Below are 25,803 nucleotides of genomic sequence, written 5' to 3' on the forward strand. Positions count from 1 at the left end.
CCGCGACCGGTGGGGGGACCCGCCCGGGGCGGCGGTCACACCTCGTCAGGTGTTCAGGTCACGGCAGGTACCGGCGGGCACCGGAGTAGGTCGCGTCGAACCGCACCGGGGTCACCCGGACGGGGGTGGCCGCGTCGAAGGCCTCGATCATCGTGCCGTCGCCGGCGTACATCGCGACGTGCGTCGCCGGGGAGTTCCAGAACAGCAGGTCACCGGGACGCAGGTCGGCGGGGTCGTCGACCGGGCGCCCGCCGCGGGACTGGTCGGAGGCGTCGCGCCCGACGGTGATCCCGTGCAGGGCGTAGGACAGCCCGGTCAGCCCCGAGCAGTCCGGGCCGAACCCGGAACGCCCGCCCCACAGGTAGGGGCGGTCCAGGAACAGTCGCGCCGTCGTGACCAGACCCTCTCCGGTCGGGGAGGGCGGGGCCCCTCCGCGCAGCTCACCCGCCGCCAGCCACGCCTGGTCGCCGCCGGGCAGCGCGACCCGGACCGCGTCGCCCGCCTCGCCGACGACCGGCAGCCGGGTGCCGACGCTGACCTCGCGCAGCCGCTCGGTGCGTGCCGGGTCGCGGTACAGCCAGGCCGTCGCGACGCCGTCGACGGTGCCGGTGGGTGCCCCCGCGGCGAGTGCACCGAACGCGGGGTCGTCGACGAGCTGGGCCGCGGGGACCCAGCCGGGGTAGCCGCGGCCGTCCTTGCCCGACGGCTGGCCGGGAACGACGACCCGCGCCCACCCGTCGCGGCGCTCGGTCACGGTCACCGGGGCGCCGAGCAGCGCCTGGGTCTGGGTCCGCGAGGCGGTGGTGAGCTCGCGGCGGTCCGCGCTGCTCATCGACCCCATCCACGCGGCCGGGTCGGCCGGGGCGGCGACGGCGGCCCGGTCCCGCGGGCGCGGGCTGTCCGGTGAGGTCCACACGGTCGCGACCGACACGGCGACGAACGTGCGCCCCGGTCCGTCGGCGGCCGCGGGCAGGGCGACCGCGGGCAGGACGGCGCAGCCGAGCACCGCGGCGAACAGGACGGACAGGACACGGGGCACGGCGGGGACTCTCGACAGCCGGATGGGCCGGGGCAAGCAGCCACACCGCCGGGTCACCACGACGGGTGGAGTGGCCCCGCCCACACGGGTGGGTTCTCATGGTGCGGTGCGCCCCCACCGGATCACCGCGGCCGTCGTGACGGTGCTGGCCCTGTTCCTGGCCGGCTGCGGCGCGGGCTCACGCACCCCGGCCGCGACGGCGACACTCGTGCCGTGCGGGTTCCCGCCGCCCGCACAGGGCCTCGACGTGCGGGTGCTGGCCTACAACTCCTCGGCCGTCGACCCGTTCACGAACACGATGGTCCGCAGCTGCTCGAGGGACGGCGTGACGCTGCGCCACGAGCCGATCGACTTCGCCGGGCAGACCCAGAAGACCATCGCGACGCTGTCCGGGCGCTACGGCACCTACGACATCGTCGAGACCTACGGGCTGGTCGTGCCGCAGTTCGCCTCGACCGGGAAGCTGCGCCCGCTCGACGACCTCGTCGCCCGGTACCGCGAGGAGTACGGCCTGGACCGGCTGAGCCCGGAGATGCTGGCGGCGCTGTCCTACGACGGGAAGCTCTACGGGCTGCCGACCATGGCCCAGCCGTTCACGCTCGTCTACCGCCGCGACGTGTTCGACCGGCTCGGCCTGGCCCCACCCCGGACCTTCGCCGAGCTGCGCGAGGTCGCGGCCCGGGTGCAGCGCGACGGCGGGATCCGCTACCCGCTGGCGCTGCCGCTGCTCGCGAGCGCCGACATCGCCACCGCCTACGACGCCGCCCTCGGCTCGCTCGGCACCGACTACGTCGACCGCGACACCGGCCGCCCGAACTTCACGACCCCGGCGGCGGCGCGGGCGTTCACCGAGCTGCGGTCGCTGCTGCCGTTCATGGACCCGCAGGTGACGACGTTCGCCCAGCCCGCGGTGCAGCAGCAGATGTACAACGGCTCGGCCGCGATCGCGATCATGTACAGCGGCCGGATGTTCGACCTGGTCCAGGAGCGCAACAGCCGCTTCTCCCGGGAGTTCGCGTTCGCCCCGCCGCCGTCGGTCGCCGGTGGCGACGTGCTCTACAACTCGCTGTCGGTCGACGGCTGGGCGATCCCGGCCAACACCGAGGTCGACCCGGACCTGCTGTTCCGGTTCCTGGCCGCGTCGGTGGGGCCGGAGTCGGCGCGCGCGGCGGTGCCGGCGGCGTTCCCGTCGCGGCTGGGCAGCGTGACGCCGGCCAGCAGCCCGTTCGCGCCGGCGCAGCTGGAGGCGCTGGGGAAGGCCCCGCCGCCCGAGCCCTTCCCGTGGACCTCGCGCATCTCGGTCGCGACGCGTCCGGTGGTGGCCGACGTGCTGGCCGGGCGGGTCCCCGTGGAGCAGGGGCAGCAGCGGATGCAGGACATCGCGACGGCGATCGTCGCCGAGTACCGGGAGGTGGGCTGAGCCGCCCGGACGTCGTCCGGCCCTTGTCAGGTCCGGCCCGCGACTTCTAGTGTATGCGTATGCACCTCACTGAAGCGGACATGCGGCGGATCGGCTCACCCGTCACCGTGGCGAAGGCGCCGGCCGTCGCCGACAGCGCAGACCTGCGCGACCCGGCCGTGGTCGCCACCGTCTCGGAGATGCTGCGCACCATCTCCGCGGACGGGATGGACGCCGTGCTGCGCTACGCCCGTGACCTCGACGGGTTCACCGGCTCCGACCTGCTCGTCGGTCCCGCCGAGCTCGCCCGGGCCGGGGACGAGCTGCCCGCGGACCTGCGTTCGGCGCTCGACGCGGGCGCCGACCGGACCCGCCGGTTCGCCGGGATGCAGCGGGCGCGGCTGCAGGACTTCGAGTCCGAGGTGCTGCCCGGGGTCGTGTGCGGACAGCGCCTGGTTCCCGTGCAGAACGTCGGTGCCTACCTCCCCGCGGGCCGGTTCCCGCTGCTGGCCGGCGCGTTCATGACCGTCGGCGTGGCCGGGGTCGCGGGCGTGCCGAACATCGTCGCGGCCACCCCGCCCTCGCGCGACGGCCGCCCGCACCCGGCCGTGCTCTACGCGGCGCACATCAGCGGTGCCGACGCGGTCTACGCCGTCGGCGGTGTGCAGGCGCTCGCGGCCATGGCGTTCGGGCTGCTCGACGGGACGCCCTCGGACATGATCGTCGGCGCCGGCAACGCCTACGTGGCCGAGGCCAAGCGCCAGCTCTACGGGCAGGTGGGCATCGACGTGCTGGCCGGGCCGTCGGAGGTCGCCGTGATCGCCGACGACACCGCCGACGCCGCGACCGTCGCCGCGGACCTGCTGGCCCAGGCCGAGCACGGGCCGACCTCGCCCGCATCCCTGGTCACGACCTCCGGGCGGCTGGCCGAGGAGGTGCCGCAGGAGATCGAGAAGCAGCTCGCGGGCCTGGCGACCGCCCCGATCGCCGGGGCGGCCTGGCGCGACCACGGCACGGTCTACCTGGCACCGGACCGGGAGACGGTCGCCCGGGTCATGGACACCCTCGCTCCGGAGCACCTCGAGGTGATCGCCGAGGACCTCGACTGGTGGCTGGGCCGGCTGCGCAACTACGGATCGCTGTTCCTCGGTCCGCACTCGACGGTGGCCTACGCCGACAAGGGCATGTCCGGCACCAACCACGTCTTGCCGACGACCCGGGGCGCGCGCTACACCGGCGGACTGTCGGTGGCCGGGTTCCTCAAGCAGCTGACCTACCAGCGGGCGACCCGCGAGGCGACCCGCGCCCAGGCCGAGCCGACCGTGACCGTGTCCGACTTCGAGCAGCTCGTCGGGCACCGCGACAGCGCCCGCATCCGGCTCGACGCACTCCGGGACTGATCGCGCATGCGTATGTATGTCGGAGGTGGGTCGGCGGGCCGTGGCAGCCGCCCGCTCGTGGTGGCGCTGGGGCTCGCCGTGGTGCTGCTGCTGGCCGGATGCGGCGCCGGGTCGCGGACCCCCGCCGCCACCGCCACGCTCGTCCCGTGCGACTTCCCACCGCCACCGTCGCCGGTGGACGTGAACGTCCTGGCCTACAACTCCTCGGCGATCGACCCGTTCACCAACTCGATGGTGCGCAGCTGCTCGCGCGACGGGGTCACGCTGCACCACGAGCCGATCGACTACGCGGGCCAGGCCCAGAAGACGATCGCGACACTGGCCGGCCGCTTCGGCACCTACGACATCCTCGAGACCTACGGCTTCGTCGTCCCGCAGCAGGCCTCGACCGGCAAGCTCCACCCGCTCGACGACCTGGTGGCCCGCTACGGCGCGCAGTTCGACCTGGACCGGCTCAACCCGGCGATGCGCGAGGCGATGTCCTACGACGGCACCCTCTACGGCATCCCGATGCAGGCCCAGATGTTCGTCATGGCCTACCGCCGCGACGTCTTCGACCGGCTCGGGCTGACGCCGCCGCGCACCTTCGCCGAGCTGCGGCAGGTCTCCGAGCGCATCCAGCGCGACGGCGGCATCCGCTACCCGCTGGCGCTGCCGCTGCTGGCGAGCTCGGACCTCGCCACCGCCTACGACGCCGCGCTGGGCTCGCTGGGCACCGACTACGTGGACCGGCACACCGGCCGCCCGAACTTCGACACCCCGCAGGCCGCGGAGGCGTTCGAGCAGCTGCGCTCGCTCGTGCCCTACATGGACCCGCAGGTGACGACGTTCGCCCAGCCCGCGGTGCAGCAGCAGATGTACAACGGCTCGGCCGCGATCGCGATCATGTTCAGCGGCCGGATGAAGGACCTCACCGAGGCGGACAACAGCCGGTTCGCCGCGGACTTCGCGTTCGCCCCGCCGCCGTCGGTGGCCGGCGGCGACGTGCTCTACAACACGCTGTCGGTCGACGGCTGGGCGATCCCGGAGAACACCGATGTCGACAGGGACCTGCTGTTCCACCTCGTCGCCGCCTCGGTCGGGCCGGAGTCGTCGAGGGCCGCGGTGCCCGGCGCGTTCCCGGCCCGGGAGGGCATGGTGACCCCGGACAGCAGCCCGTTCGCGCGGGCCCAGCTGGAGTCGATCGGCAGGGCCTCCCCACCGGAGCCCTACCCGTGGACGTCGCGGATCAGCAACGAGACCCGCCCGGTCGTCGCCGACGTGCTGGCCGGCCGGACGACGATCCCGGACGGCCAGCGGCAGATGCAGGAGATCGCGACCGCGATCGTCGCCGAGTACCGGCGCTGACCCCCTTCCCACCACCCACGAGAGCGAGGTGAGGCGACCATGCGCAGGCGCGAGTTCCTGGGACTGGTCTCCCCGAGCCTGCTGGTGATGCTCGGCCTGCTGCTGTTCCCGCTCTACAAGACCGTGGAGTGGAGCCTGCAGCGGGTCAACTACGGCGAACCCGGCACCTTCCTCGGCCTGGACAACTACACCCAGGCCCTGTCCGACCCCCGGCTCGGGCGGGCGGTGCTGTTCACCGTCGGCCTGACCGTCGCCGTCGTCGCCGTCCTGCTGGTCGGGGGCTACCTGCTCGCCGTGCTGGTCAACGGGCTCGGCCGGTCCCGCCCCTGGGTGCTCGGCGTGCTCCTGGTGTCCTACGTCGTGCCCAACGTCGTCGGCGCGACGATGTTCTCCTGGCTGTTCGACTCCAACTTCGGCGGCGTCGTCAACTACCTGATCACCGAGCTCACCGGGGCCGAGATCCTCTGGTTCACCGAGCCCTGGGCGAACCGGGTGATGATCGGTCTCAACACGGTCTGGTTCATGCTGCCGTTCGCCATGCTGGTGATCCTCGCCGGGCTGCAGGGCGTCCCGGGGGAGATCGTCGAGGCCGCCCGGATCGACGGCGCCACCGGCTGGCGGGTGCACTGGCACGTGATCGTGCCGAGCATCCGGGGCGTCCTCACCTTCGTCTCGATCATCTCGATCATGGACGTGCTGCGGACGTTCGACCAACTCGTCCCGCTCTCGCCGCAGGCACCGCAGATCGGCAACGAGTCGATCATGCTCTACATCTACAACATCGCCTTCCAGGACGGCGGCCAGCAGCTGGGGCTCGGCAGCGCGATCAACGTGCTGCTCATCGTCCTGATCGTGCTGTTGCTCTCCCCGTTCATCCGGGACATGGCCAAGGAGGCCCGCCAGTGAGCAGCGTGCAGACCGCCCCACCGGCGACCACCCCCGGCCCGTCCGACGACACCGGCCCCGCCCCGGCCCGCCGCCGCCCACGCGGGCGGACCGTGCTGGTCGGCGGCCTGCTGCTGGTGATCTGCTGGGTGATGCTGAGCCCGGTGCTGTGGACGGCCATGTCGGTCACCAAGCCGACCGACGTCGCCTTCCTCGATCCGCCGGTGTTCACCTGGGAGCCCACCTTCACCGCGTTCGTCGACCTCTGGCAGACGACCGAGTTCTACCGGTACCTGCTCAACACCCTGGTCGTCGCGCTGATCAGCACGGTGATCGCGCTGCTGATCGGCATCCCCGCCGCGTACGCGCTGTCGCGCTACCCGGGCTGGGTGTCGGTCGCGCTGCTCATCGCGGCGCTGATCTTCCGCGCGCTGCCCCGGTTCGCCGTGGTGCTGCCGATGTACGAGCTGTCGCGTTCGCTGGGGATCTACGACACGACCTTCGCCGTCGCCGCGGCACTCGTGGCGATCAACCAGCCGTTCTCGATCTGGCTGCTGCGCAACTTCTTCGCCGAGATCCCCAAGGAGCTCGACGAGGCCGCGATGCTCGACGGTTGCAGCCGCTTCCAGATCCTGTGGCGGGTGATGGTGCCGCTGATGGGGCCGGGGATCCTGACCGCGGGGATCTTCATGTTCCTGTTCGCGTTCCAGGAGTACCTGACGGCGAACGTGCTCACCGACGTCGTCGCCCGCACCGTCCCGGTCTTCATCGCCACCCAGCTCGGGCAGACGCTGCCGATGCTGCAGCAGGCCGGCGCCGCCGCGATCCTGCTGACGCTGCCGGTGATCGGGTTCGCGTTCATCGCCCAGCGCTACCTCGTCGCCGGTCTGGGCGCGGGCTCGGTCAAGGGCTGAGCGGTGCCCGCCGTCCCGTCCCCGCCGCTGGTCCTGCTGCCGGGCATGAACTGCTCGGCCCGGCTGTGGGGCCCGGCGGGGGCCGGGGCGCAGCACCCGGTCCTCGACCGGCCGACGCTCGACGACCAGGTCGAGGCGCTGCTCGACGCGCTGCCCGCCCGGTTCGCCCTCGCCGGGCTCAGCCTGGGGGGCATCGTCGCGATGGCGCTGACCCGGCGGGCCCCGGACCGGGTCGCCGGGCTGTGCCTGATGGCGACCAACGCCCGCCCGCCGACCCCCGAACAGCGCGCCGGCTGGGACGCGGCGCTCACGCGGCTCGACGACGGCGCCCCCGCCCGCGCCCTGCAGCCCCTGGAGCTGCTGCTGCACGACCGGTCGCTCGACGCCACCGCCCTGCGGATGGCCGACGAGACGGGGGAGCGGCGCCTCGCGTCCCAGCTGCGGCTGCAGGGCACCCGCGTCGACGAGCGCCCAGCCCTGCCCGCCGTCGCGGTGCCGACCCTGGTGCTGGCCGGTGCGCTCGACCGGCTGTGCCCGGTCGAGCGACACACCGAGATCGCCGGGCTGGTGCCGGACGCCCGGCTGCACGTGCTGCCGGGCGCCGGTCACCTGCTCCCGGTCGAGGCCCCGGACACCGTGGCGACACTGGTGGCCGGGTGGACGGCCACGGTGCACGCCCGGGAGCGGGCTCGGGAGATGGGCGGGCAGTGATCGGGCCGGCAGTGATGGGGCAGGCACTGCACGCGAACTCGTGATCACGGCGCGGACCGGGCTCGGGACCCGCTGATCCGAAGCCCGCGCGGTGATCGGCTGTTCGCGCGTGTCGGGACGCGCGCGAGGACCGGCTCTGCGCGCGCACCGCGGATCACCGCGCGGCCGTCGGCACGCGGGGGAGCCGAGGTGCCCGGCGGCAGGGGACGTGCCCCCGGGGGCAGGGGACGTGCCGAGCGCCGGCTCCGGGGCGTCGCGCGGTCGGGCCGCCCGCGCCCGGCGCCGATCGGCCCGGGCGCACGATCGACACGAGCGAGGGTGCCGGTGCCGTTCGTGGCACCGGCACCCTCGCTCGTGGTGATCACGGTCGGAGCCGCCGGTTCCGGCGGCGGCGCTCACCCCGTCGCCGCGGCCAGCTCCCGGAACGACGCCATCATGACCGCGGCCAGGTTGTAGACCACCAGCTGCGCGCCACCCGCGAACGACGCCGCGGCCGCGTCCGCCGAACCCGCCAGGTCGGCCCGTACGGCGTCCCGGACCGCCGGGTCGGCGCGCACCGACTCCAGCATCCCGGCGACGGACGCGTCGGTGCCCGTGCGGGATGCACCCAGGTCCGCGACGCCGACGAGCCAGCCGTCGATCCCGTCCACGCCGACGATCTCCCCGGCGCGCGCGAGGGCGCCGGGCGACTCCAGCATCGCCACGACCAGCACGTCCTCGGCCGCCGCGCGATGCTCCTCGGCGGTGACGCTGCCGAACCTCCCCGCCCGCGGGTAGGTCGCGAACCCCCGTGTGCCGTGTGGGGGGTAGCGCAGCGCCCGCACCAGTGCCGTGGCCTGTGCGGCGTCCTCCACGTGCGGGGCGACGATCCCGCGGGCGCCCTGGTCGAGCGCCCGCTGGGCGAGGTGGTGTTCGTCCTCCCCGGGGCGGACGAGCACCGGCAGGCCGTGCGCGTCGGCGAACGCGATGTGGGCGCGCAGCATCGACACGTCGGCCGGCCCGTGCTCGCAGTCGATCAGTACGAAGTCCAGACCGGCGACGGCGAGCATCTCCACGATCTCCTCGCAGGGCATCCGCACCAGCGCCCCGGCGAGCCGCTCCCCGGCGGCGACCCGCGTCCTCACGCGATCATCCCGGCGGACAGGTCGACGTCGGCGCCGGACAGCCCCGGCATGGCGAGCATCGCGACGACGGCCGCGCCCACCTCGTCGGCGGTGATCATCCGGCCGAGCGCGGCCCGCCCGACGAACGCCGCACGCGCCGCGGCGACGTCGGTGCCGGTCCGCTGCGCCTCCAGCGCGAAGTTCCGGTCCATCCGGTCGCCCTCGACGGGGCCGGGGGACAGCGCGTTGACCCGCACCCCGGCCGGGCCCGCCTCGAACGCGAGCGTCGAGGTCAGGCCGAGCACCGCGGTCTTCGACGCGCAGTAGGGCGTGCGCCGGGCCAGCGGCCGCTTCCCCGACACCGAGGCCACGTTGACCACGTCGCCGTCCCCGCGGTCGAGCATCGGCGGCAGGAACGCCCGGCACACCAGGTAGGTGCCGCGCACGTTGACCGCGAACACCTCGTCCCACTCCTGCGGGCTCACCTCGACCAGCGGGGCCACCGGCCCGGCGATCCCGGCGTTGTTGACGACGATCGAGACCTCCTCGTCGGCGAGCCGGACCGCCAGGTCCGCGACGGAGTCCGGGTCGGCGACGTCGCACACCTCGGCCCGGGCGGCGGGCCCGATCCGGGCCGCGGTCGCGGTGAGGGCGTCGGCACGCCGCCCGGCCAGCACGACCCGCGCCCCGGCACGGGCCAGGTGCGACGCGATCGCCGCACCCAGCCCGCTGCCGCCGCCGGTCACCAGCGCGGTGCGTCCCGTGACCGGCGTGCTCACGACCCGGCCACCGGTGCCGGGCTCCCGAGCGGCGCGATCTCGTCCAGCCAGTCGATGCGGTCCCCACCGTGCCGCCAGGCCCGCAGGTCCCCGGAGCGGGCGTGCCCCTCGAACAGCTCCACCCGCGACGCGCGCCCGCACACCCGGCCGAGCTCGGCGCTCGTCGCGGGGTCGCGGACCTCCTGGTAGGTGCAGGTCTTGAGGTACTTCCCGACCCACAGCCCGCCCGTGTAGCGCGCGGCACCGAGCGTCGGGAGCACGTGGTTCGTCCCGATCACCTTGTCTCCGTAGGACACGCAGGTGTTCTCCCCGAGGAACAGCGCACCGTAGTTGCGCATCCGCTCCAGGGCGTCGCGGGGCTCGGCGGTGAGGACCTGGACGTGCTCGGCGGCGAGGTCGTCGGCGACCCGCCACATCTCGTCGGCGTCGTCGCACACGACGATCCGGCCGTGGTCGTGCCACGCGGGCCCGGCCAGGTCGTTCGTGGGCAGGCCCGGCAGCAGCCGCCCGACCAGGTCGAGCACGGCCCGGCCCAGCGTCTCGGAGGTCGTGACGAGCACGGCGGGGGAGTCCGGGCCGTGCTCGGCCTGTGACAGCAGGTCGACGGCGACGGTCAGCGGGTCCGCGGTCCCGTCGGCGACGACGAGGATCTCGGTGGGGCCGGCGAACAGGTCGATGCCGACCTCGCCGAAGAGCTGCCGCTTCGCCTCCGCGACATAGGCGTTGCCCGGACCGGCCAGCATGTCGACCGGGGAGACCGACCCGGTGCCCAGCGCCATCGCCGCGACGGCCTGGACCCCGCCGAGGACGTGGATCTCGTCGGCGCCGGCCAGGTGCATCGCCGCCACCGTCGCCGCCGGGACCTCGCCGCGGATCGGAGGCGTGGCCGCGACCACGTGCGGCACCCCCGCGGCCTTCGCGGTCACGATCGTCATGTGCGCCGAGGCGGTCAGCGGGTACCGCCCGCCGGGTACGTACGCGCCCGCCGAGCCGACCGGCACGTGCCGGTGCCCGAGGACCACCCCGGGCAGCGTCTCGACCTCGACGTCGTGCAGGGACTCCCGCTGGACCCGCGCGAAGTTCCGGACCTGGTCCTGCACGAACCGGATGTCGTCGACGACCTGCTGCGGCAGCGACGCGACCAGCTCGTCGACCCGCGCGGGGGTCAGGCGCTCCGGCGCGCGGCCGTCGAACCGGTCCGCGTACTCCCGCACCGCCGCGTCGCCGCGCGTCCGCACGCCGTCCACGATCGCCCGCACCCGTGCGGCGACGCCCTCGTCGCTGCGGCGCGGGGCCGACCCCGTCGCGCTCTTCAGTTCCTGCGACATTCCGTCCTCCCTGACATAACATACGTATGCGCTACGGCTCCGCAGTGAACGGCGGTGACGCGCCGCTGTCAAGGGTGTGTCCCGGGGCGCACTAGGCTCGACGCGCGGTCGGGGGAAGGGCGGACATGGTCACCAGTCGCGACGTGGCGAGGCTCGCCGGGGTCTCGCAGCCGACGGTGTCGCGCGCGCTCACCGATCACCCCCGGGTCTCCGAGGCGACCAAACGCAGGGTCCGTGAGGCGGCCCTGGCGCTGGGCTACTCGACCAACGCGATCGGGCGCGCGCTGTCGGTGGGCCGCTCGAACCGGATCGGGCTGGTCGTCGCCGACCTGGAGAACCAGTTCTACGCGAACATGATCGGCCCGCTGCACCACGAGCTGGAGGCCCTCGGCCACGAGCTCGTGCTGATCACCGAGTCGGCCGGGACCGCGCCGCTGCCCGAGCGGGTCGCCGCGCACGGCCTGGCCGGGGTGGTGCTCTCGACGACGACGGTGGACTCCATCCAGCCCGCCCGGCTGCGCGACCGCGGCGTGCCGTTCGTCTACCTGAACCGGACCGCGCCCAGCGTGGCCGCCGATGCGGTGACCGTCGACCCCGAGCAGGGCGTGCGCGAGGTGGTCGCGGAGGCCGTCCGCCTGGGTCACACCCGGGTCGGGGCCATCTTCGGGCCGCGCAACACCAGTACCGGTGAGCTGCGCGAGCAGGTCGTCCGCACGGTGCTCGACGAGCACGGGCTGGCGCTCGCCCAGCGCGACGTCCTGCACGGTCCGTTCGACTTCGCGACCGGTCGCGAGGGGTTCCGTACGCTGCACGAGCGGGCCGGTGGTCCGACCCTGCTGCTGTGCGGCAACGACGTCGTCGCGCTCGGGGCGCTCGACGCGGCCGCCGAGGCCGGCGTCCCGGTGCCCGGCCACACCTCGGTGGTCGGCTTCGACGACCTGCCCACCTCACGCTGGGCCCTGGTCCGGCTCAGCACCGTCGCCTACGACCTCGACGAGGTCGCCCGGGAGTCCGCGCGGCTGGTCGTCGCCCGGCTGACCGACCCCGGGGCCGCGCCGCGGCACGTCGTGTACCCGACGCACTACGTCGCCCGTGCCACCGTGGCCGCGCCCCGGGCGTAGCCGCTCCCGTCGCCGGAAATCCCCGCGGGACCCTTGCCCGTCGGTTGTGCATACGCATACAGTGCGAGGTGACGGAATCGACGAGGAAGGACCACCATGACGCTCGACCCGGTCGCGTACGAGCCCTACAACGACCCGGACGACTTCATCCGCGAGGTGACCGACCGGATCTGGGTCCAGCGGGACGTGTCCTACATCGTCGACAACTACGAGCCGGACTCGATCGTCCACGGCGGGCTCGGCACCGTGATCGGCCGCGACGGGGTGATCGAGGGCAGCCTGATGCGCATCGCGGGCACCCCGCAGCACGTCGGTCAGGCGGAGGACGTGGTGTGGGAGGCCCGCGGCGACGACGCGTTCCTGAGCTCGCACCTGGTCTTCTCGGCCGACGAGATCCTCGTCGACGGCGTCGTGAAGCGGATCCGCAAGCGCACCATCGCCAACTGCCTCTACCGCCGCGGCCGCATGGTCGAGGAGTGGGTGGTCCGCGACGAGCTCGCCGAGTGCCTGCAGCGGGGCATCGACCCGGCGGAGGCGGCCCGGGGGCAGCGTTTCCGCGGCTACCAGGGCTCGATGACCGAGGAGCCGCCGAAGGACGTGCTCGCCGTCGGCGACAGCGGGCCGCGGCCGGACGACTTCCGGCCCGAGTGCGAGATGGTGCTCGAGTTCCTCGACGAGGTCTGGAACTCCCGGCGCTACCAGAAGGTCACCGACTACATGCACCGTGACCTGTTCCTGCACACCGTCGGGGACCAGACCGTCGTGCGTCCGGACGGCTACCAGCGCGACCTGCTCGCGCTCGTCGCACCGTTCCCCGACGCCCGGTTCGAGGTCCGCGACGTCCAGACGAACCACGCCGAGCGCTACGCCGGCCTGCGGATCGCGGTGACCTGGGTGATGCGCGGGACCTACCGCGGGACACCGGCGTTCGGTCCGCTCACCGGGGGCGAGGTGGAGCTGCTCGGCGTCTCGCAGTTCCTGGTCCAGGACGGCCGCATCGTCAAGGAGGTCCGGGTGTTCGACGAGATCGCGCTGCGTGCGCAGATCGACGCCGGCCGGACCGAGGCGTTCACCGACACCAACATCTACTGACCGGAGCACCGACATGCACGACACGGTGGTCAGCGCGGACGAGCTCGCCCGCCGCACCGTCCGGCACGCGGACTGGGTCCCGTGCAAGGCCGCGTTCATCGACTGCCGCACCCCCGGCTCGGACCGGAAGGACAACTACTCCTTCATCGGCCCCGGGGTCACGCAGAACGCGTCCCAGCACGTCAACCTCCGCGAGCCGCACGGCTTCAACCTCGGTGCGGCGGGTATGCCGCACGGCACCACGAACAGCCTGCACCTGCACTTCACCGCCGAGGTCTTCATCAACTTCGACGGCGACTACCAGCTGCGGTGGGGACCCGACGGCACCCAGGGCGGCTACCGCAGCGTCGACGGCGACGTCGTCTCCGTCCCGCCGTGGATCTTCCGCGGCTTCACCAACGTCGGCGACGACGACGGCATCCTGCTCACGGTCCTGGGCCGCGACGACACCGGCGGCATCATCTGGGGCCCCACGGTCCTGACCGAGGCGGCCGGTCACGGCCTGCACCTCACGGCGGACAACCGGCTCATCGACACCGTCGCCGGGGACCCGCTGCCCGACGACGTCGCGCTGATCCGGCCGATGGAGCAGGCCGAGATCGACCGGCTCGACGTCTACACCCCCGAGCAGTTCCGCAGCCGGGTCGTGCACGTCGCCGACCGGCCGTGGGTGGCCGAGCCCTATTTGTGCTCGCGGCTGCCCGGCGGTGGCGCCGAGCTCGCCCCGGTCATCGGCTGGGGCACCGCGGAGAGCCGGGCCGCGGCACCGCGGCTGCTCGACCCGCACGGGTTCGCGCTGGCGTGGCTGCGTGCCCTGCCCGGGGACGGCGTGCTCACCCACCGGCACGACGCGACCCAGGTGCTGACGGTGAAGGCCGGCCACTGGGCGGTCACCCTCAACACCGGCGAGGACGCGCGCACCGTCGAGCTCGGCCCGCGGGACACCCTGTCGGTGCCGCCCGGTGCCTGGCGGTCGATGACGGCGCTCGACGCCGACGGCGGCCGGATCGCCACCCCCGGCACCGGTGAGCTGCTGGTCGTCACCGGTGGCGACGGCCGGGTCCGGCACGAGTGGGCGCGCGAGGTCGTGGCCGGCGCCCGGGACCGGGGCCGGGTGCTCGACGCCGACGGCTACCTCGCACCGGCCGCGGTGCTGGCCTTCGCGGCCGAGGACGACTGAGGCCGGGCCGATGCCGGGGACGGGACCCACGGGGCCGACGGGGGCGGCGCCCGGACCGGTGGTGCCGGGTGCCGCCGGTGCGGTGACGGCGGCGGCGTGCCGGATCCCGGCGTGGATCGACGCCCCGGACCCGGCGATCGCCGAGCGCGCGGTGCGCGAGGCGGTCGCCGGCGGGGCCCGGCTCGTCGTCCTGCCGGAGCTCACCGTCTGCGGGTACGCCTTCGCCGACGCCGCGGAGGCGCGGTCCGCCGCCGAACCCGCCGACGGTCCCACCGTCGCCCGCTTCGCGGCCCTGTCGGCGGAGCTGCGCTGCGTCGTCGTCGCCGGGTTCGCCGAGCTCGGGGCCGACGGCCGCGTGTATAACAGCGCCGTCGTCGTCGAGAACGGGGTGCGCCGCGCGGTCTACCGCAAGGCGCACCTCTGGGACCGGGAGAAGGAGCTGTTCACCCCCGGCCAGGCGCCGGCTCCGGTGGTCGCGACCGCGGCCGGCCGGATCGCCCCGATGGTCTGCTACGACCTGGAGTTCCCCGAGTGGGTGCGCCGGGTCGCGCAGGACGGCGCCGAGATCGTCGCCGTGCCGGTGAACTGGCCGTGGCGCCCGACCCCCGCCGGGCAGGACCCGCTGGAGGTCGCCAAGGTCCGGGCCGTCGCCGGGGCCTACCGGGTGCACATCGTGGTCGCGGACCGCTGCGGCACCGAGCGCGGGGTCGCCTGGTTCGGTGCGCCGGTGATCGCCGACGCCGACGGGAACCTGCTCGCCGGCCCCGGCGGTCCGCCGCCGGGGGAGCCCGGCGTGCTGCTGGCCACGCTCGACCCGGCCGCCGCCCGCGACAAGCGCCTCACCCCGCACAACCACGTCCTGCACGACCGCAGGCCCGAGCTCTACCGCGAGACCGACACCGACTCCGACACCGAAGGAGCACCACCATGGCCGGCGTGACCTACGACGCGGTGACCCGCCGCTACCCGGGGTCCCCCCGGGCCGCGGTGGACGCACTCGACCTCGAGATCGCCGACGGCGAGTTCCTCGTCCTGGTCGGACCGTCCGGCTGCGGCAAGACCACCTCGCTGCGGATGCTCGCGGGGCTCGAGGGCGTCGACGACGGCCACATCCGCATCGGCGATCGCGACGTCACCGGTGTCGCGCCCAAGGAACGCGACATCGCGATGGTGTTCCAGAACTATGCGCTCTACCCGCACATGACCGTCGCCGACAACATGGGCTTCGCGCTCAAGATGGCAGGCGTCCCGAAAGCCGAGATCACCGGCCGGGTCGCCGAGGCCGCCCGGATCCTCGATCTCGAGCAGTACCTCGGGCGACGCCCGAAGGCGCTGTCGGGCGGGCAGCGCCAGCGGGTCGCGATGGGGCGCGCCATCGTCCGCCAGCCGCAGGTCTTCCTGATGGACGAGCCCCTGTCCAACCTCGACGCCAAGCTGCGGGTGCAGACCCGCACCCAGATCGCGTCGCTGCAGCGCCGGCTCGGCGTCACCACCGTTTACGTCACCCACGACCAGGTCGAGGCCATGACCATGGGGGACCGGGTCGCCGTGCTCCGCGACGGCGTGCTGCAGCAGTGCGCCGCCCCCGGCGAGCTCTACCAGCGGCCCGCGAACGCCTTCGTCGCCGGCTTCATCGGCTCGCCGGCGATGAACCTGGTGAGCCTGCCGGTGACCGCCGACGGCGTCCGGCTGGGCGGCGTCGACGTCGCCGTGCCGCGCGGGGCGGGGGACGCGGTCACCCTCGGGGTCCGCCCCGAGGACCTGCACCTCGCCGACGATGGCATCCCGCTGGAGATCGACCTGGTCGAGGAGCTCGGCGCGGACGCCTACGTCTACGGGCGCACCCGCGTCGACGGCGTCGAACACCCGATGGTCGCCCGGGTGGACGGGCGGCGGCCGCCGGCGCGGGGGGCGGGTGTGCACCTCGCGCCGGACCCGGATCGCGTCCACCTGTTCGGGGCGGACGGGCGCCGGCTGGACTGAGAGTGCCCGGTCTCAGGCCGGGCGGGCGCCGACCGTCGTGCTGAGCCCCCGCCCCGCCTCGACGACGGCGGCGGCGCGCTGCTCCCCCTCGGCACCGGTGAAGTCCTCGCTCCGACCGCCCAGGCTGACGGTGGCCACGAGTGCGCCGTCGACGCCGAGGACCGGCGCCGCGACCGCGGACACCCCCCCGAGGTAGTCGTCGCGGCTGATCGCGACGCCGGTGGCCCGTACCTCGTCGAGGTGGGCGACCAGCCCGGACGGGTCGGTGTGGGTGGAGTCGGTGAACGCGGGCAGCTCGTGGGCCAGCAGCCGCTCGCGGACGGCGGGGTCGAACGCCGCCATGACCACCGGCGCCGCCGCGGCATGGAACGGCAGCACGGTGCCGATCCCGATGCCGGCCACGACGAGCGGCTTGCCGCCCTCGACCCGGTCGATGCAGACCGCTCCGGCGTCGGCCGGGACCATCAGGAACGCGGTGTCGCCGAAGCGCGCCGCCAGGCCCTCCAGCACGGGGCGCGCCTCGGTGCGCAGATCGAACTCCGCCAGCGCCGCGGCTCCGACCGCGAACACCGGCATCCGGATCCGGTAGGCGCCCACGGCATCGCGGTGCACCCACCCCGCCTCGACGAACGAGGTCATCAGCCGGTGCACGGTCGGCTTGTTCAGTCCGCTCGCCGCGGTCAGCTCGGCGAGGGTGATCACCGGCCGGTCGGCTCCGAAGTGCTCGAGCAGCCGGCACGCGCGCAGCACCGACCCCACGGTCTCCCGACTCGTCGTCTCCGGGCCCTCGGCAGGGGCGCCACCGCCCACGGTCACCTCATTCGTCGCGTCCTACCGGCGTCAGGGTAGTGACCGCCGCTCCGGCATGTCTTGACACAACTCGCCTCGAGGCACATTCTCGAAACGCGTATCGCATCACGATACACAGAGAGGTGTTCAGTGGATCTGCGCGAGATGATCTCGACAGGACTCGTCCGGGCCCCGGGGGTCTGGGACGGGCTGACCGCCCGGCTGGCGGAGCAGGCCGGGTTCCCCGCGCTGTGCGCGTCCGGCTTCGCCATCTCGGCGGCGCTCGGCTACCCCGACGCCGAGCTCTACACGATGTCGGAGAACCTGCAGGCCGTCCGTACCGTGCGTGAGGCCAGCCGACTGCCCGTGGTCGCCGACATCGACACCGGCTACGGCAACGCGATCAATGCGGCCCGCACCGCGCGCCGGTTCGCCGACGCCGGGGTGGCCGCGGTGTTCATGGAGGACCAGCGCTCACCGAAGCGGTGTCCGCTCATCCCGGGAGCCGAGGTCGAGCTCGTGGACCTCGCCGAGGCGGAAGGCAAGGTCCGGGCGGTGCGCGACGCGGCCGGCGACATGATCGTCATCGCGCGCACCGACGCGAAGGGGGACGAGGCGCTGCGCCGCGCCGAGTCCTACGTCCGGGCCGGTGCGGACATGATCATGCCCGTCACCCGGACGTTCTCCACGGCCGAGGAGTGGGCCCGCTGCCGGGAGGTCGCGGGCGTCCCGCTCACCGCGACCCTGACCGCGTCGGCGTGGACCGAGCGGGAGTTCACCCCCGAGGTCATGGAGCAGATCGGCATCAGGCTCGCCCTGCTGCCGACCCAGGTGCTGATGGCCGTCACCGGCGCGGCACGGCACTGCCTGCGGCGCCTGGCCGAGGGGGAGGCACCGGCGGCCGTGAGCGCCGACGGGCTGGCCCACCACGACTTCGTCGACCTGATCGGGATGGACGAGATCGAGCGCCAGCAGCACGCCTACCTGCCCGCGGCGGTGGTGTGACGATGGGCGCGACGATGGCGGAGAAGATCCTTGCCCGCGCGGCGGGCGTGGAGCACGTGCGGGCCGGGGAGAACCTCCCGGTCCGGCCCGACCACATGATCGCCTACGACTTCCCGGGCTACACCGACGTCATGTTCCGGCAGATGCACGACGACTTCGGGATCCGTGAGCTGGCCGACCCCGGGCGCTACGTCGTGTTCATCGACCACATGCTCACCCGCGGCGACGCCCGTGAGGAGGAGGTCCACCAGGTCACCCGTGACTGGTGCGCCTTCTACGGGATCACCCTGCACGAGGCCCGCGGCATCGGTCACCAGGTGATGGCCGAGCTCGGCTACGCCCGGCCCGGCAACTTCCTGGTGCACTTCGACGGGCACGTCTCCGGCGCCGGCGCGTTCGGCGCGCTCGGCTGGGGGGTGCGCCGCGACCTGCTCGAGGCCTGGGTCACCGGCGAGATCTTCCTGGACGTGCCGGCCAGCACCCGGTTCGAGCTGACGGGGGAGTTCCGGCCCGGGGTGGACAGCCGCGACCTCGTGCACCGCATCATCGGCGACCACGGCGCCGACGGGTGCGCGCACCAGGTGATGGAGTTCGGCGGGCCCGGGGCGCGGGCGATGGCGATCGACCACCGGCAGGGCCTGTGCGGGATGGCGATGTTCACCGGGGCCGTCTCCGCGGTGTTCGAGCCGGACAGCACCGCGCTCGAGTACGCCCGCCGGGTGGCAGGCGACGGGTTCGTCCCGCAGTACCCCGACCCCGACGCCGACTACCGTGCCGTCCACCACTACGACCTCGCCTCGATCGTCCCGCAGGTCGTCCTGCCGGGGTCGGCCCGCTCGGCGAACACCCGCGACGCCGCCGACCTCGACGGCACCGCCGTGACACGGGCGTTCATCGGGTCCTGCGCGTCCGGGCGGATCGAGGACATCCGCGCGGCCGCGCTGGTGCTCGACGGCCGCAACGTCGCGCCCGGGGTGGAGCTGAACGTCGTCCCGACCTCGGACGCCGTGCACCGGCAGGCCGAGCAGGAGGGGCTGCTCGACGTGCTGCGCGCGGCCGGCGCGCACATCGCTCGGTCCAGCTGCGACTTCTGTTTCGGCTACCAGAAGCCGCTGCAGCCCGAGGAGAACTGCATCTCCACCGGGGTGCTGAACATCTCGGGCCGGATGGGCAGCACCGGCGCCAACATCTACATGGGCTCCGCCTCGACGGTGGCCGCCAGCGCCGTGGCCGGGACGATCGTCCCCGCACAGGAGGTGACCGGCCGGTGAGCGCCGCCCGCGAGTATCCGCCGCCGCCCGACGTGATCACCGGCCGGGTCGCCTGGGTGTTCGGCGACGACTTCGACATCGACCTCGTCGTCGGCGTCGAGAACATCAAGTCCTACGACGCGGACTTCCTGCGCGGCGTCGTCATGCAGGCCTACGACCCCGGGTTCGCCGACCGCGTCCGGCCCGGCGACGTGATCGTGGGCGGACGGAACTTCGGCTACGGCCACCCGCACTACCCGCCGATGGTGGCGTTGCGCGACCTCGGGGTGGCCGCGGTGCTCGCCGAGTCCTTCTCCCCGGGGTTCTGGCGTGGGGAGACCCACAACGGCATGCCGCTGATCACCGTCCCCGGGATCGCCGGGGCCGTCGTGACCGGCGACGCCCTGCGTCTGGACTGGCGGACCGCCGCCGTGACCCTCGACGACGGCCGCACCCTGCGCGGCGTCCCGCCCAGCGACCGCGTCGTCCGGGTCGTCGAGGCCGGCGGCTCGCTGAAGCTGCTGCTGGCCGAACACTCCCGCACCTAACACCCGTTCCCCGCCGATCGACGCCGATCAGGAGCACACGTGTCCGAGACGACCTCGCCGCCCGGCACCGGGACCGGGGCCACCCCCGCCCCGACCTCCACCCTGTCCGCCCGCCGCGCCGCGATCGCCGGCGGCGTCGGGACGCTCATCGAGTACTACGACTTCAGCGTCTACGCCTTCCTCGCCGTCACCCTCGGACCGTTGTTCTTCCCGAGCGAGGAACCCGCCGTCTCGGTCCTCCTGACCCTGGCCGTGTTCGGGTCGGCCTACGTGATGCGTCCGCTCGGCGGCTGGTTCTTCGGCCGACTCGGTGATCGGCGCGGCCGTAAACACGCCCTGGTCGTCACGGTCGTGACGATGGGTGTGTTCTCCGGGCTGCTCGGCCTGCTCCCGGACTTCGCGACCGCCGGGGTGCTGGCCCCGGTGCTGCTGGTGCTGGTGCGGCTCGCCCAGGGGTTCTCCGCGGGCGGGGAGATCGGCGGGGCCGCCACCTACGTCGCCGAGTCGGCGCCCCCGGGCAGGCGTGGGCTCTACGGCTCGCTCACGCCGATCGGGTCGACGCTGGGCTTCTCCGTGGCCGCCGCGGTCGTCGGGCTCGTCACCGCCGTCACCTCCGCCGAGCAGATGGCGGCCTGGGGCTGGCGGATCCCGTTCCTGATCGCCGTCCCGCTCGCCGCCGTCTGCCTCTGGGTGCGGGTCGCGCTCGAGGACACCGCCGAGTTCGAGGCGATGGCCGAGCAGCGTGAGGTCGTCCGCAGCCCGTTGCTCACCGTGGTCCGCGAGCGGCCGGGCGCGGTGCTGCGGGTCGTGGGCATCGCGATCGCCATGAACGGCACCGGCTACATCGGCCTGACGTACTTCAGCACCTATCTCATCCAGACCCAGGGCTTCGACAAGGAGGCGGTCTACTGGGCGTCGGCGATCGGCATCGCCCTGGCCTGCACGACCTACCCGCTCGCGGGCATGCTGACCGACCGGTTCGGACGACGGCCGGTGCTCCTGTCGGCCTACGCGCTGTACCTGGTGATCGCCTGGCCGGCCTTCGCGCTGCTGGGGGCCACGTCGAGCATCGTGGTGGTCACGCTGGTCTACGTCGTCTACATGGCGGTGAACGGCCTGGCCCAGGTCCCCGCGTTCCCGCAGTTCACCGAGCTGTTCCCGCGCCGGATCCGCTACACCGGCGTCGCGCTGGGCTTCAACATCGGCACGATCCTCGCGGGCGGCACGGCGCCGTACGTGGCCGCGCAGCTCGTGCAGTCCACCGGCGACCCCATGTCCCCGGCGTTCTGGGTGCTGGGCGTGGCCGTGGTCGGCGTGGCGACGGTGCTGACGCTGCGGGAGACCGGCCGGGACCGGCTGCCGGTGTAGGACCGGCGAGGGCGGGGGTACCCGGCCCGGTGACCGATCGTTTCGACGGCTGGATCTCCGGCCTGGGCACCACCTCCGGCCGACGGATCGTCGTGGGCCACTGGCCGGACACCTCGCTGGGGCCGTTCACCGACGTGATGACCGAGTCCGCCGACGGGCACCGCACCCTGCTCGCGCCCTCGGAGCGGGTCGCGGAGTTCGTCGCGGCCACCTACACCTTCGACGAGGTCCGGATCGTCCCGGTGACCCACACCGCCCACGACGACCGGCGCCGGGTCGTCGCCGGGCCGCTGCAGGTCGGCTGGCGGGTCGGTGGTCGCCCGCCGCTGGGCCGGCTCCTGCGTGCGGTTCCCGGTGCGCTCGCCGTGCACCCGTGGTGGCTGCGGGCGATCGACCCGATCGCCCGCCGGGTGATGCCCGGGGTGCGGACCGTCGGCACTGCGGGCAACGGCCGTCGCGAGTACTACGGGGCCCGTGACCTGCACCGGGTCCTCGCCGCCTCGGCCCGCTGGGACGACGGCGACTGCGGCGGGCTGGCCCCGGTCGTCCCGCCGGTCCGGTTCGGCTTCGGCTCGGCCCCCGCCACACCGTCGCACGTGCGGATCACCACCCTGGTCGAGCGCTCCTTGACGTGACCCGGTGGCGCCACCGATGGTGACTCACGACAACCGAAGACGGCGAGCGGAACCCCAGGAAGCCGGTGCGAGTCCGGCGCGGTCCCGCCACTGTGACCCCTCGCCCCGGCGAGGGGGAGCCAGACACTGCGCCCGTTCGCCGCGCCACCCCACCCGGGACGAGGATCCCGAGGAAGGTACGTCGATGACGCGCGCCCACACCGCCCCCGGAGCCGTCCGGTGATCCTGCTGCTGTCCACCTCGGACACCGATCTCCTCTCGGCCCGGTCCTCGGGCGCGGACTACCGCCTCGCGAACCCGAACCGGGTCACCCACGACGAGCTGGCGGAGATGGCCGACGCGGCCGACGTCGTCGTCGTCCGCGTCCTCGGCGGGTACCGCTACTTCGAGGAGGGGCTGGACCTGCTGCGGGCCCGCGCGACGCCGCTGGTCTGCCTGGGCGGGGAGATGGCCCCGGACGCGGAGATGATGGAGCTGTCCTCGGTGCCCGCGGGCGTCGCGGCCGAGGCCCACACCTATCTGGCGCAGGGCGGCACGGAGAACCTGGCGCAGCTGCACGCGTTCCTGTCCGACACCGTGCTGCTCACCGGCGAGGGGTTCGCGCCGCCGGTGGAGCTGCCCGAGTGGGGCGAGCTGTCCCTGCCCGACACGGAGGTCGACGGGCCGACGGTGGCGGTGCTGTTCTACCGCGCCCAGTTCCTGGCCGGGAACACTCGCTACATCGAGGCGCTCTGCGAGCAGATCGCGGCGACGGGCGCCCGCGCGCTGCCGATCTGGTGCGCGTCGCTGCGCCAGGCCCCGGCCGCGCTGCTGGAGCGGCTGCGCGAGGCCGACGCCATGGTCGTCACCGTGCTCGCCGCGGGCGGCACCAAGCCCGCAGGCGCGCAGGCCGGCGGCGAGGACGAGGAGTGGGACGTCACCGAGCTGGCCGCGCTCGACGTCCCGATCCTGCAGGGCCTGTGCCTGACCAGCTCCCGCGCCACCTGGGAGGCCAACGACGACGGGATGTCCCCGCTCGACGTCGCCACCCAGGTCGCCGTGCCGGAGTTCGACGGCCGGCTGATCACCGTCCCGTTCTCGTTCAAGGAGACCGACGCCGACGGCCTGTCCGTCTACGTCCCCGACGACGAGCGGGCCGCCCGGGTCGCCGGGATCGCGGTGAAGCACGCGACGCTGCGCCGCGTCCCGAACGCGGACAAGAAGATCGTGCTGATGCTGTCGGCGTACCCGACCAAGCACGCGCGGATCGGCAACGCGGTCGGGCTGGACACCCCTGCGTCCACGGTGGCGCTCCTGCGGACGATGGCCGCGGCGGGCTACGCGGTCGCCACCGAGGGCGAGGCGGCGTTCCCGGGCGTCGAGGCCGGCGACGGCGACGCGCTCATGCACGCCCTGATCGAGGCCGGCGGGCAGGACCCGGACTGGCTGACCGAGGAGAAGCTGGCCGGCAACCCGGTCCGGATCTCCGCCGCGACGTACCGCAGCTGGTTCGACACGCTGCCCGAGGACTTCCGGTCCGGCGTCGAGGAGCACTGGGGCGAGGCGCCGGGCGAGCACTACGTCGACCGCTCGCAGAACCCGGACGGCGACATCGTCGTCGCGGCACTGCGCCGCGGCAACGTCACGCTGATCGTGCAGCCGCCCCGCGGGTTCGGGGAGAACCCGGTCGCGATCTACCACGACCCGGACCTGCCGCCGTCGCACCACTACCTGGGCGCCTACCGCTGGCTGGCCGCGCCCGAGTCCGAGGGCGGGTTCGGCGCGCACGCGATCGTGCACATCGGCAAGCACGGCAACCTGGAGTGGCTGCCCGGCAAGACGCTGGGCATGTCGGCCTCCTGCGGCACCGACGCCGTCCTCGGCGACCTGCCGCTGGTCTACCCGTTCCTCGTCAACGACCCGGGGGAGGGCACCCAGGCCAAGCGCCGGGCGCACGCCACCCTGGTCGACCACCTCATCCCGCCGATGGCGCGCGCCGAGTCCTACGGCGACATCGCCCGGCTGGAGCAGCTGCTCGACGAGCACGCGAACATCTCCGCGCTCGACCCGGCGAAGCTGCCCGCGATCCGCCAGCAGATCTGGACGCTGATGACCGCGGCCCAGATGCACCAGGACCTCGGGCTGGAGCAGCGCCCCGACGAGGACGTCTTCGACGACATGCTGATGCACGTCGACGGCTGGCTCTGCGAGATCAAGGACGTCCAGATCCGCGACGGCCTGCACGTGCTCGCCCAGGCACCGGCCGGGGAGCAGCGCGTCGACCTGGTGCTCGCGGTGCTGCGCGCCCGGCAGATGTGGGGCGGCGAGCAGTCCGTGCCGGGTCTGCGCCAGGCGCTCGGCCTGGTCGAGGACGGCTCGGAGTCGAACACCCGCACCGACGCCGTCGAGACCGTCGCCCGTGCCCTGTGCTCGGCGATGGAGACCTGCTCCTGGGACCCCGCCGCCGTCCCCGCGGTGGTCGCCGAGCACCTGGCCCCCGTCCCCGGTGGCCCCCAGGGGAACTCTCGTAGCGCTCTAGGCCACGAGAGTTCCCCTGGGGGCACCGGTGGGGGGCTCCCGGGCGTCGACGTGGACGCGGTCACGGCGGTGCTGCGCTTCGCCGCCGACGAGGTCGTGCCCAGGCTCGACGCCACCGCGCACGAGCTGGACCGGGTGCTGCACGCCCTCGACGGCGGCTTCATCCCGGCCGGCCCGTCCGGCTCGCCGCTGCGCGGGCTGGTCAACGTGCTCCCGACCGGGCGGAACTTCTACTCCGTCGACCCCAAGGCGGTCCCGTCGAAGCTGGCCTGGGAGACCGGGCAGGCGATGGCCGAGTCGCTGGTCGAGCGCTACCGGGCCGACCACGGCGAGTACCCGCGCAGCGTCGGCCTCTCGGTGTGGGGGACCAGCGCGATGCGGACCTCCGGCGACGACGTCGCCGAGGTGTTCGCCCTGCTCGGCGTCCGCCCGGTGTGGGACGACGCGAGCCGTCGCGTGCGCAGCCTGGAGGTCATCGACCTCGCGGAGCTCGGCCGCCCGCGCGTCGACGTCACGGTTCGGATCTCCGGGTTCTTCCGCGACGCGTTCCCGCACGTCCTGGCCCTGCTCGACGACGCGGTGAAGCTTGTCTCCGAGCTCGACGAGACCCCGGAGCAGAACTACGTCCGCGCCCATGTCGAGGCCGACCGCGAGCGCACCGGCGACGACCGTCGCGCCCGTACCCGGATCTTCGGCTCCAAGCCGGGCACCTACGGCGCCGGGCTGCTGCAGCTCGTCGACTCCCGTGACTGGCGCGGCGACGCCGACCTCGCCGAGGTCTACTCCACCTGGGGCGGCTACGCCTACGGCCGCGGCCTCGACGGCGTCCCCGCACGGGACGACATGGAGAACGCCTACCGGCGGATCGCGGTGGCGGCGAAGAACATCGACACCCGCGAGCACGACATCGCCGACTCCGACGACTACTACCAGTACCACGGCGGCATGGTCGCCACGGTGCGCGCGCTGACCGGCACCGCGCCGGCCGCCTACGTCGGGGACTCGACCCGTCCGGAGGCGGTGCGTACCCGCAGCCTGCACGAGGAGACCGCCCGGGTCTTCCGTGCCCGCGTGGTCAACCCGCGCTGGATCGCCGCGATGCGGCGGCACGGCTACAAGGGCGCGTTCGAGATGGCCGCGACCGTCGACTACCTGTTCGGCTGGGACGCCACCACCGGCGTCATCGCGGACTGGCAGTACGAGACGCTGACCGCCGAGTACGTGCTGGACCCGGACAACCGGAAGTTCCTCGCCGAGTCGAACCCGTGGGCGCTGCACGGCATGGCCGAGCGGCTGCTGGAGGCCGTCGACCGTGGTCTCTGGGAGAGTCCGGAGTCCGCGACGCTGGACGCGCTGCGCCAGGCCTACCTGGAGTCCGAGGGCGACATCGAGGGCGACGGCTGAGCCGCG

Annotated in this window: 22 protein-coding genes and 1 riboswitch; of the genes, 17 read left to right on the forward strand and 5 right to left on the reverse strand. The window is 73.7% G+C overall.

The genetic code is table 11. The features are described from left to right. Window positions 1-58: 58 nt before the first annotated feature. On the reverse strand, window positions 59-1,039 hold the full coding sequence (locus ATL51_RS27200) for a C40 family peptidase (RefSeq protein ID WP_100880342.1): 981 nt from the start codon (window positions 1,037-1,039) through the stop codon (window positions 59-61). A 106-nt stretch (window positions 1,040-1,145) separates the two neighbouring features. Here ATL51_RS27200 and ATL51_RS27205 point away from each other — a divergent pair, with 106 nt between their 5' ends. From ATL51_RS27205 to ATL51_RS27230, 6 genes are read left to right on the forward strand one after another with little or no spacing between them, the layout of a single operon-like run. Continuing rightward, window positions 1,146-2,459: an ABC transporter substrate-binding protein gene (locus ATL51_RS27205; RefSeq protein WP_167410060.1), complete on the forward strand. Its 1,314-nt coding sequence runs from the start codon at window positions 1,146-1,148 to the stop codon at window positions 2,457-2,459. 59 nt (window positions 2,460-2,518) lie between these two features. Continuing rightward, window positions 2,519-3,838, forward strand: a complete 1,320-nt coding sequence (hisD, locus tag ATL51_RS27210; RefSeq protein WP_073577029.1) for a histidinol dehydrogenase — start codon at window positions 2,519-2,521, stop codon at window positions 3,836-3,838. Window positions 3,839-3,844: 6 nt separating this feature from the next. Beyond that, window positions 3,845-5,185, forward strand: a complete 1,341-nt coding sequence (locus ATL51_RS27215; RefSeq protein WP_083658873.1) for an ABC transporter substrate-binding protein — start codon at window positions 3,845-3,847, stop codon at window positions 5,183-5,185. A 39-nt stretch (window positions 5,186-5,224) separates the two neighbouring features. After that, window positions 5,225-6,091, forward strand: a complete 867-nt coding sequence (locus tag ATL51_RS27220) for a carbohydrate ABC transporter permease (RefSeq protein ID WP_073577027.1) — start codon at window positions 5,225-5,227, stop codon at window positions 6,089-6,091. Continuing rightward, window positions 6,088-6,984 carry a carbohydrate ABC transporter permease gene (locus ATL51_RS27225; RefSeq protein ID WP_062402604.1) on the forward strand — a complete coding sequence of 299 codons (897 nt, stop codon included), beginning with the start codon at window positions 6,088-6,090 and terminating at the stop codon, window positions 6,982-6,984. Before ATL51_RS27220 ends, ATL51_RS27225 begins: the two co-directional genes overlap by 4 nt. Before the next feature lie 3 nt (window positions 6,985-6,987). Continuing rightward, a complete protein-coding gene (locus ATL51_RS27230) occupies window positions 6,988-7,695 on the forward strand; it encodes an alpha/beta fold hydrolase (protein WP_100880344.1) in 708 nt (235 codons plus the stop codon). 395 nt (window positions 7,696-8,090) lie between these two features. Here the strand turns inward: ATL51_RS27230 and ATL51_RS27235 are convergent, their stop codons facing one another. Genes ATL51_RS27235 through hisD (ATL51_RS27245) form a run of 3 tightly spaced genes read right to left on the reverse strand, consistent with a single transcriptional unit; the run spans window position 8,091 to window position 10,905 of the window. Beyond that, window positions 8,091-8,819, reverse strand: a complete 729-nt coding sequence (locus tag ATL51_RS27235) for an HpcH/HpaI aldolase family protein (RefSeq protein ID WP_208623083.1) — start codon at window positions 8,817-8,819, stop codon at window positions 8,091-8,093. Next, window positions 8,816-9,577, reverse strand: coding sequence for an SDR family NAD(P)-dependent oxidoreductase (locus tag ATL51_RS27240; protein WP_073577025.1), 762 nt, complete (start codon window positions 9,575-9,577; stop codon window positions 8,816-8,818). The genes ATL51_RS27235 and ATL51_RS27240 overlap by 4 nt, the downstream gene beginning before the upstream one ends. Next, on the reverse strand, window positions 9,574-10,905 hold the full coding sequence (gene hisD, locus ATL51_RS27245; RefSeq protein ID WP_073577024.1) for a histidinol dehydrogenase: 1,332 nt from the start codon (window positions 10,903-10,905) through the stop codon (window positions 9,574-9,576). Before hisD (ATL51_RS27245) ends, ATL51_RS27240 begins: the two co-directional genes overlap by 4 nt. A 125-nt stretch (window positions 10,906-11,030) precedes the next feature. On the opposite strand from hisD (ATL51_RS27245), the gene ATL51_RS27250 reads away from it, so the two are divergent. From ATL51_RS27250 to ATL51_RS27270, 5 genes are all read left to right on the forward strand, one after another. Then, window positions 11,031-12,026: a LacI family DNA-binding transcriptional regulator gene (locus ATL51_RS27250; RefSeq protein WP_100880345.1), complete on the forward strand. Its 996-nt coding sequence runs from the start codon at window positions 11,031-11,033 to the stop codon at window positions 12,024-12,026. A gap of 96 nt (window positions 12,027-12,122) precedes the next feature. Further along, window positions 12,123-13,118: a nuclear transport factor 2 family protein gene (locus ATL51_RS27255; RefSeq protein ID WP_073577022.1), complete on the forward strand. Its 996-nt coding sequence runs from the start codon at window positions 12,123-12,125 to the stop codon at window positions 13,116-13,118. Between the two features lie 13 nt (window positions 13,119-13,131). Then, on the forward strand, window positions 13,132-14,298 hold the full coding sequence (locus ATL51_RS27260) for a cupin domain-containing protein (RefSeq protein WP_100880346.1): 1,167 nt from the start codon (window positions 13,132-13,134) through the stop codon (window positions 14,296-14,298). A 61-nt stretch (window positions 14,299-14,359) separates the two neighbouring features. Next, entirely contained in the window at window positions 14,360-15,238 is an 879-nt protein-coding gene (locus tag ATL51_RS27265) for a nitrilase-related carbon-nitrogen hydrolase (protein ID WP_208623084.1), read from the forward strand. Beyond that, window positions 15,226-16,281 (forward strand): ABC transporter ATP-binding protein, encoded by a 1,056-nt coding sequence (locus tag ATL51_RS27270; RefSeq protein ID WP_100880348.1) that lies wholly within the window; start codon window positions 15,226-15,228, stop codon window positions 16,279-16,281. Before ATL51_RS27265 ends, ATL51_RS27270 begins: the two co-directional genes overlap by 13 nt. 12 nt (window positions 16,282-16,293) lie before the next feature. Here ATL51_RS27270 and ATL51_RS27275 read toward each other — a convergent pair whose 3' ends face one another. Continuing rightward, window positions 16,294-17,031, reverse strand: a complete 738-nt coding sequence (locus ATL51_RS27275; protein WP_301549216.1) for an IclR family transcriptional regulator — start codon at window positions 17,029-17,031, stop codon at window positions 16,294-16,296. A gap of 189 nt (window positions 17,032-17,220) precedes the next feature. Here ATL51_RS27275 and ATL51_RS27280 point away from each other — a divergent pair, with 189 nt between their 5' ends. The 6 genes from ATL51_RS27280 to cobN all read left to right on the forward strand — a co-directional run bounded on the left by ATL51_RS27280 (window position 17,221) and on the right by cobN (window position 25,797). After that, on the forward strand, window positions 17,221-18,075 hold the full coding sequence (locus ATL51_RS27280) for an isocitrate lyase/PEP mutase family protein (protein WP_208623085.1): 855 nt from the start codon (window positions 17,221-17,223) through the stop codon (window positions 18,073-18,075). A 2-nt stretch (window positions 18,076-18,077) separates the two neighbouring features. Beyond that, window positions 18,078-19,346: a 3-isopropylmalate dehydratase large subunit gene (locus tag ATL51_RS27285; RefSeq protein ID WP_208623086.1), complete on the forward strand. Its 1,269-nt coding sequence runs from the start codon at window positions 18,078-18,080 to the stop codon at window positions 19,344-19,346. Then, window positions 19,343-19,873, forward strand: coding sequence for a 3-isopropylmalate dehydratase small subunit (locus tag ATL51_RS27290; protein ID WP_100880349.1), 531 nt, complete (start codon window positions 19,343-19,345; stop codon window positions 19,871-19,873). The genes ATL51_RS27285 and ATL51_RS27290 overlap by 4 nt, the downstream gene beginning before the upstream one ends. A gap of 39 nt (window positions 19,874-19,912) precedes the next feature. Then, window positions 19,913-21,241, forward strand: a complete 1,329-nt coding sequence (locus tag ATL51_RS27295; RefSeq protein WP_100880350.1) for an MFS transporter — start codon at window positions 19,913-19,915, stop codon at window positions 21,239-21,241. 29 nt (window positions 21,242-21,270) lie between these two features. Further along, entirely contained in the window at window positions 21,271-21,876 is a 606-nt protein-coding gene (locus ATL51_RS27300; protein ID WP_100880351.1) for a hypothetical protein, read from the forward strand. A gap of 55 nt (window positions 21,877-21,931) precedes the next feature. Beyond that, window positions 21,932-22,005: riboswitch (cobalamin riboswitch) on the forward strand. Window positions 22,006-22,095: 90 nt separating this feature from the next. Next, the gene (cobN, locus tag ATL51_RS27305; RefSeq protein ID WP_100880352.1) at window positions 22,096-25,797 is read left to right on the forward strand and encodes a cobaltochelatase subunit CobN; all 3,702 of its coding nucleotides are present in this window, start codon (window positions 22,096-22,098) and stop codon (window positions 25,795-25,797) included. Window positions 25,798-25,803: the final 6 nt, after the last annotated feature.

Source organism: Pseudonocardia alni, from assembly GCF_002813375.1.
Classification (GTDB): domain Bacteria; phylum Actinomycetota; class Actinomycetes; order Mycobacteriales; family Pseudonocardiaceae; genus Pseudonocardia; species Pseudonocardia alni.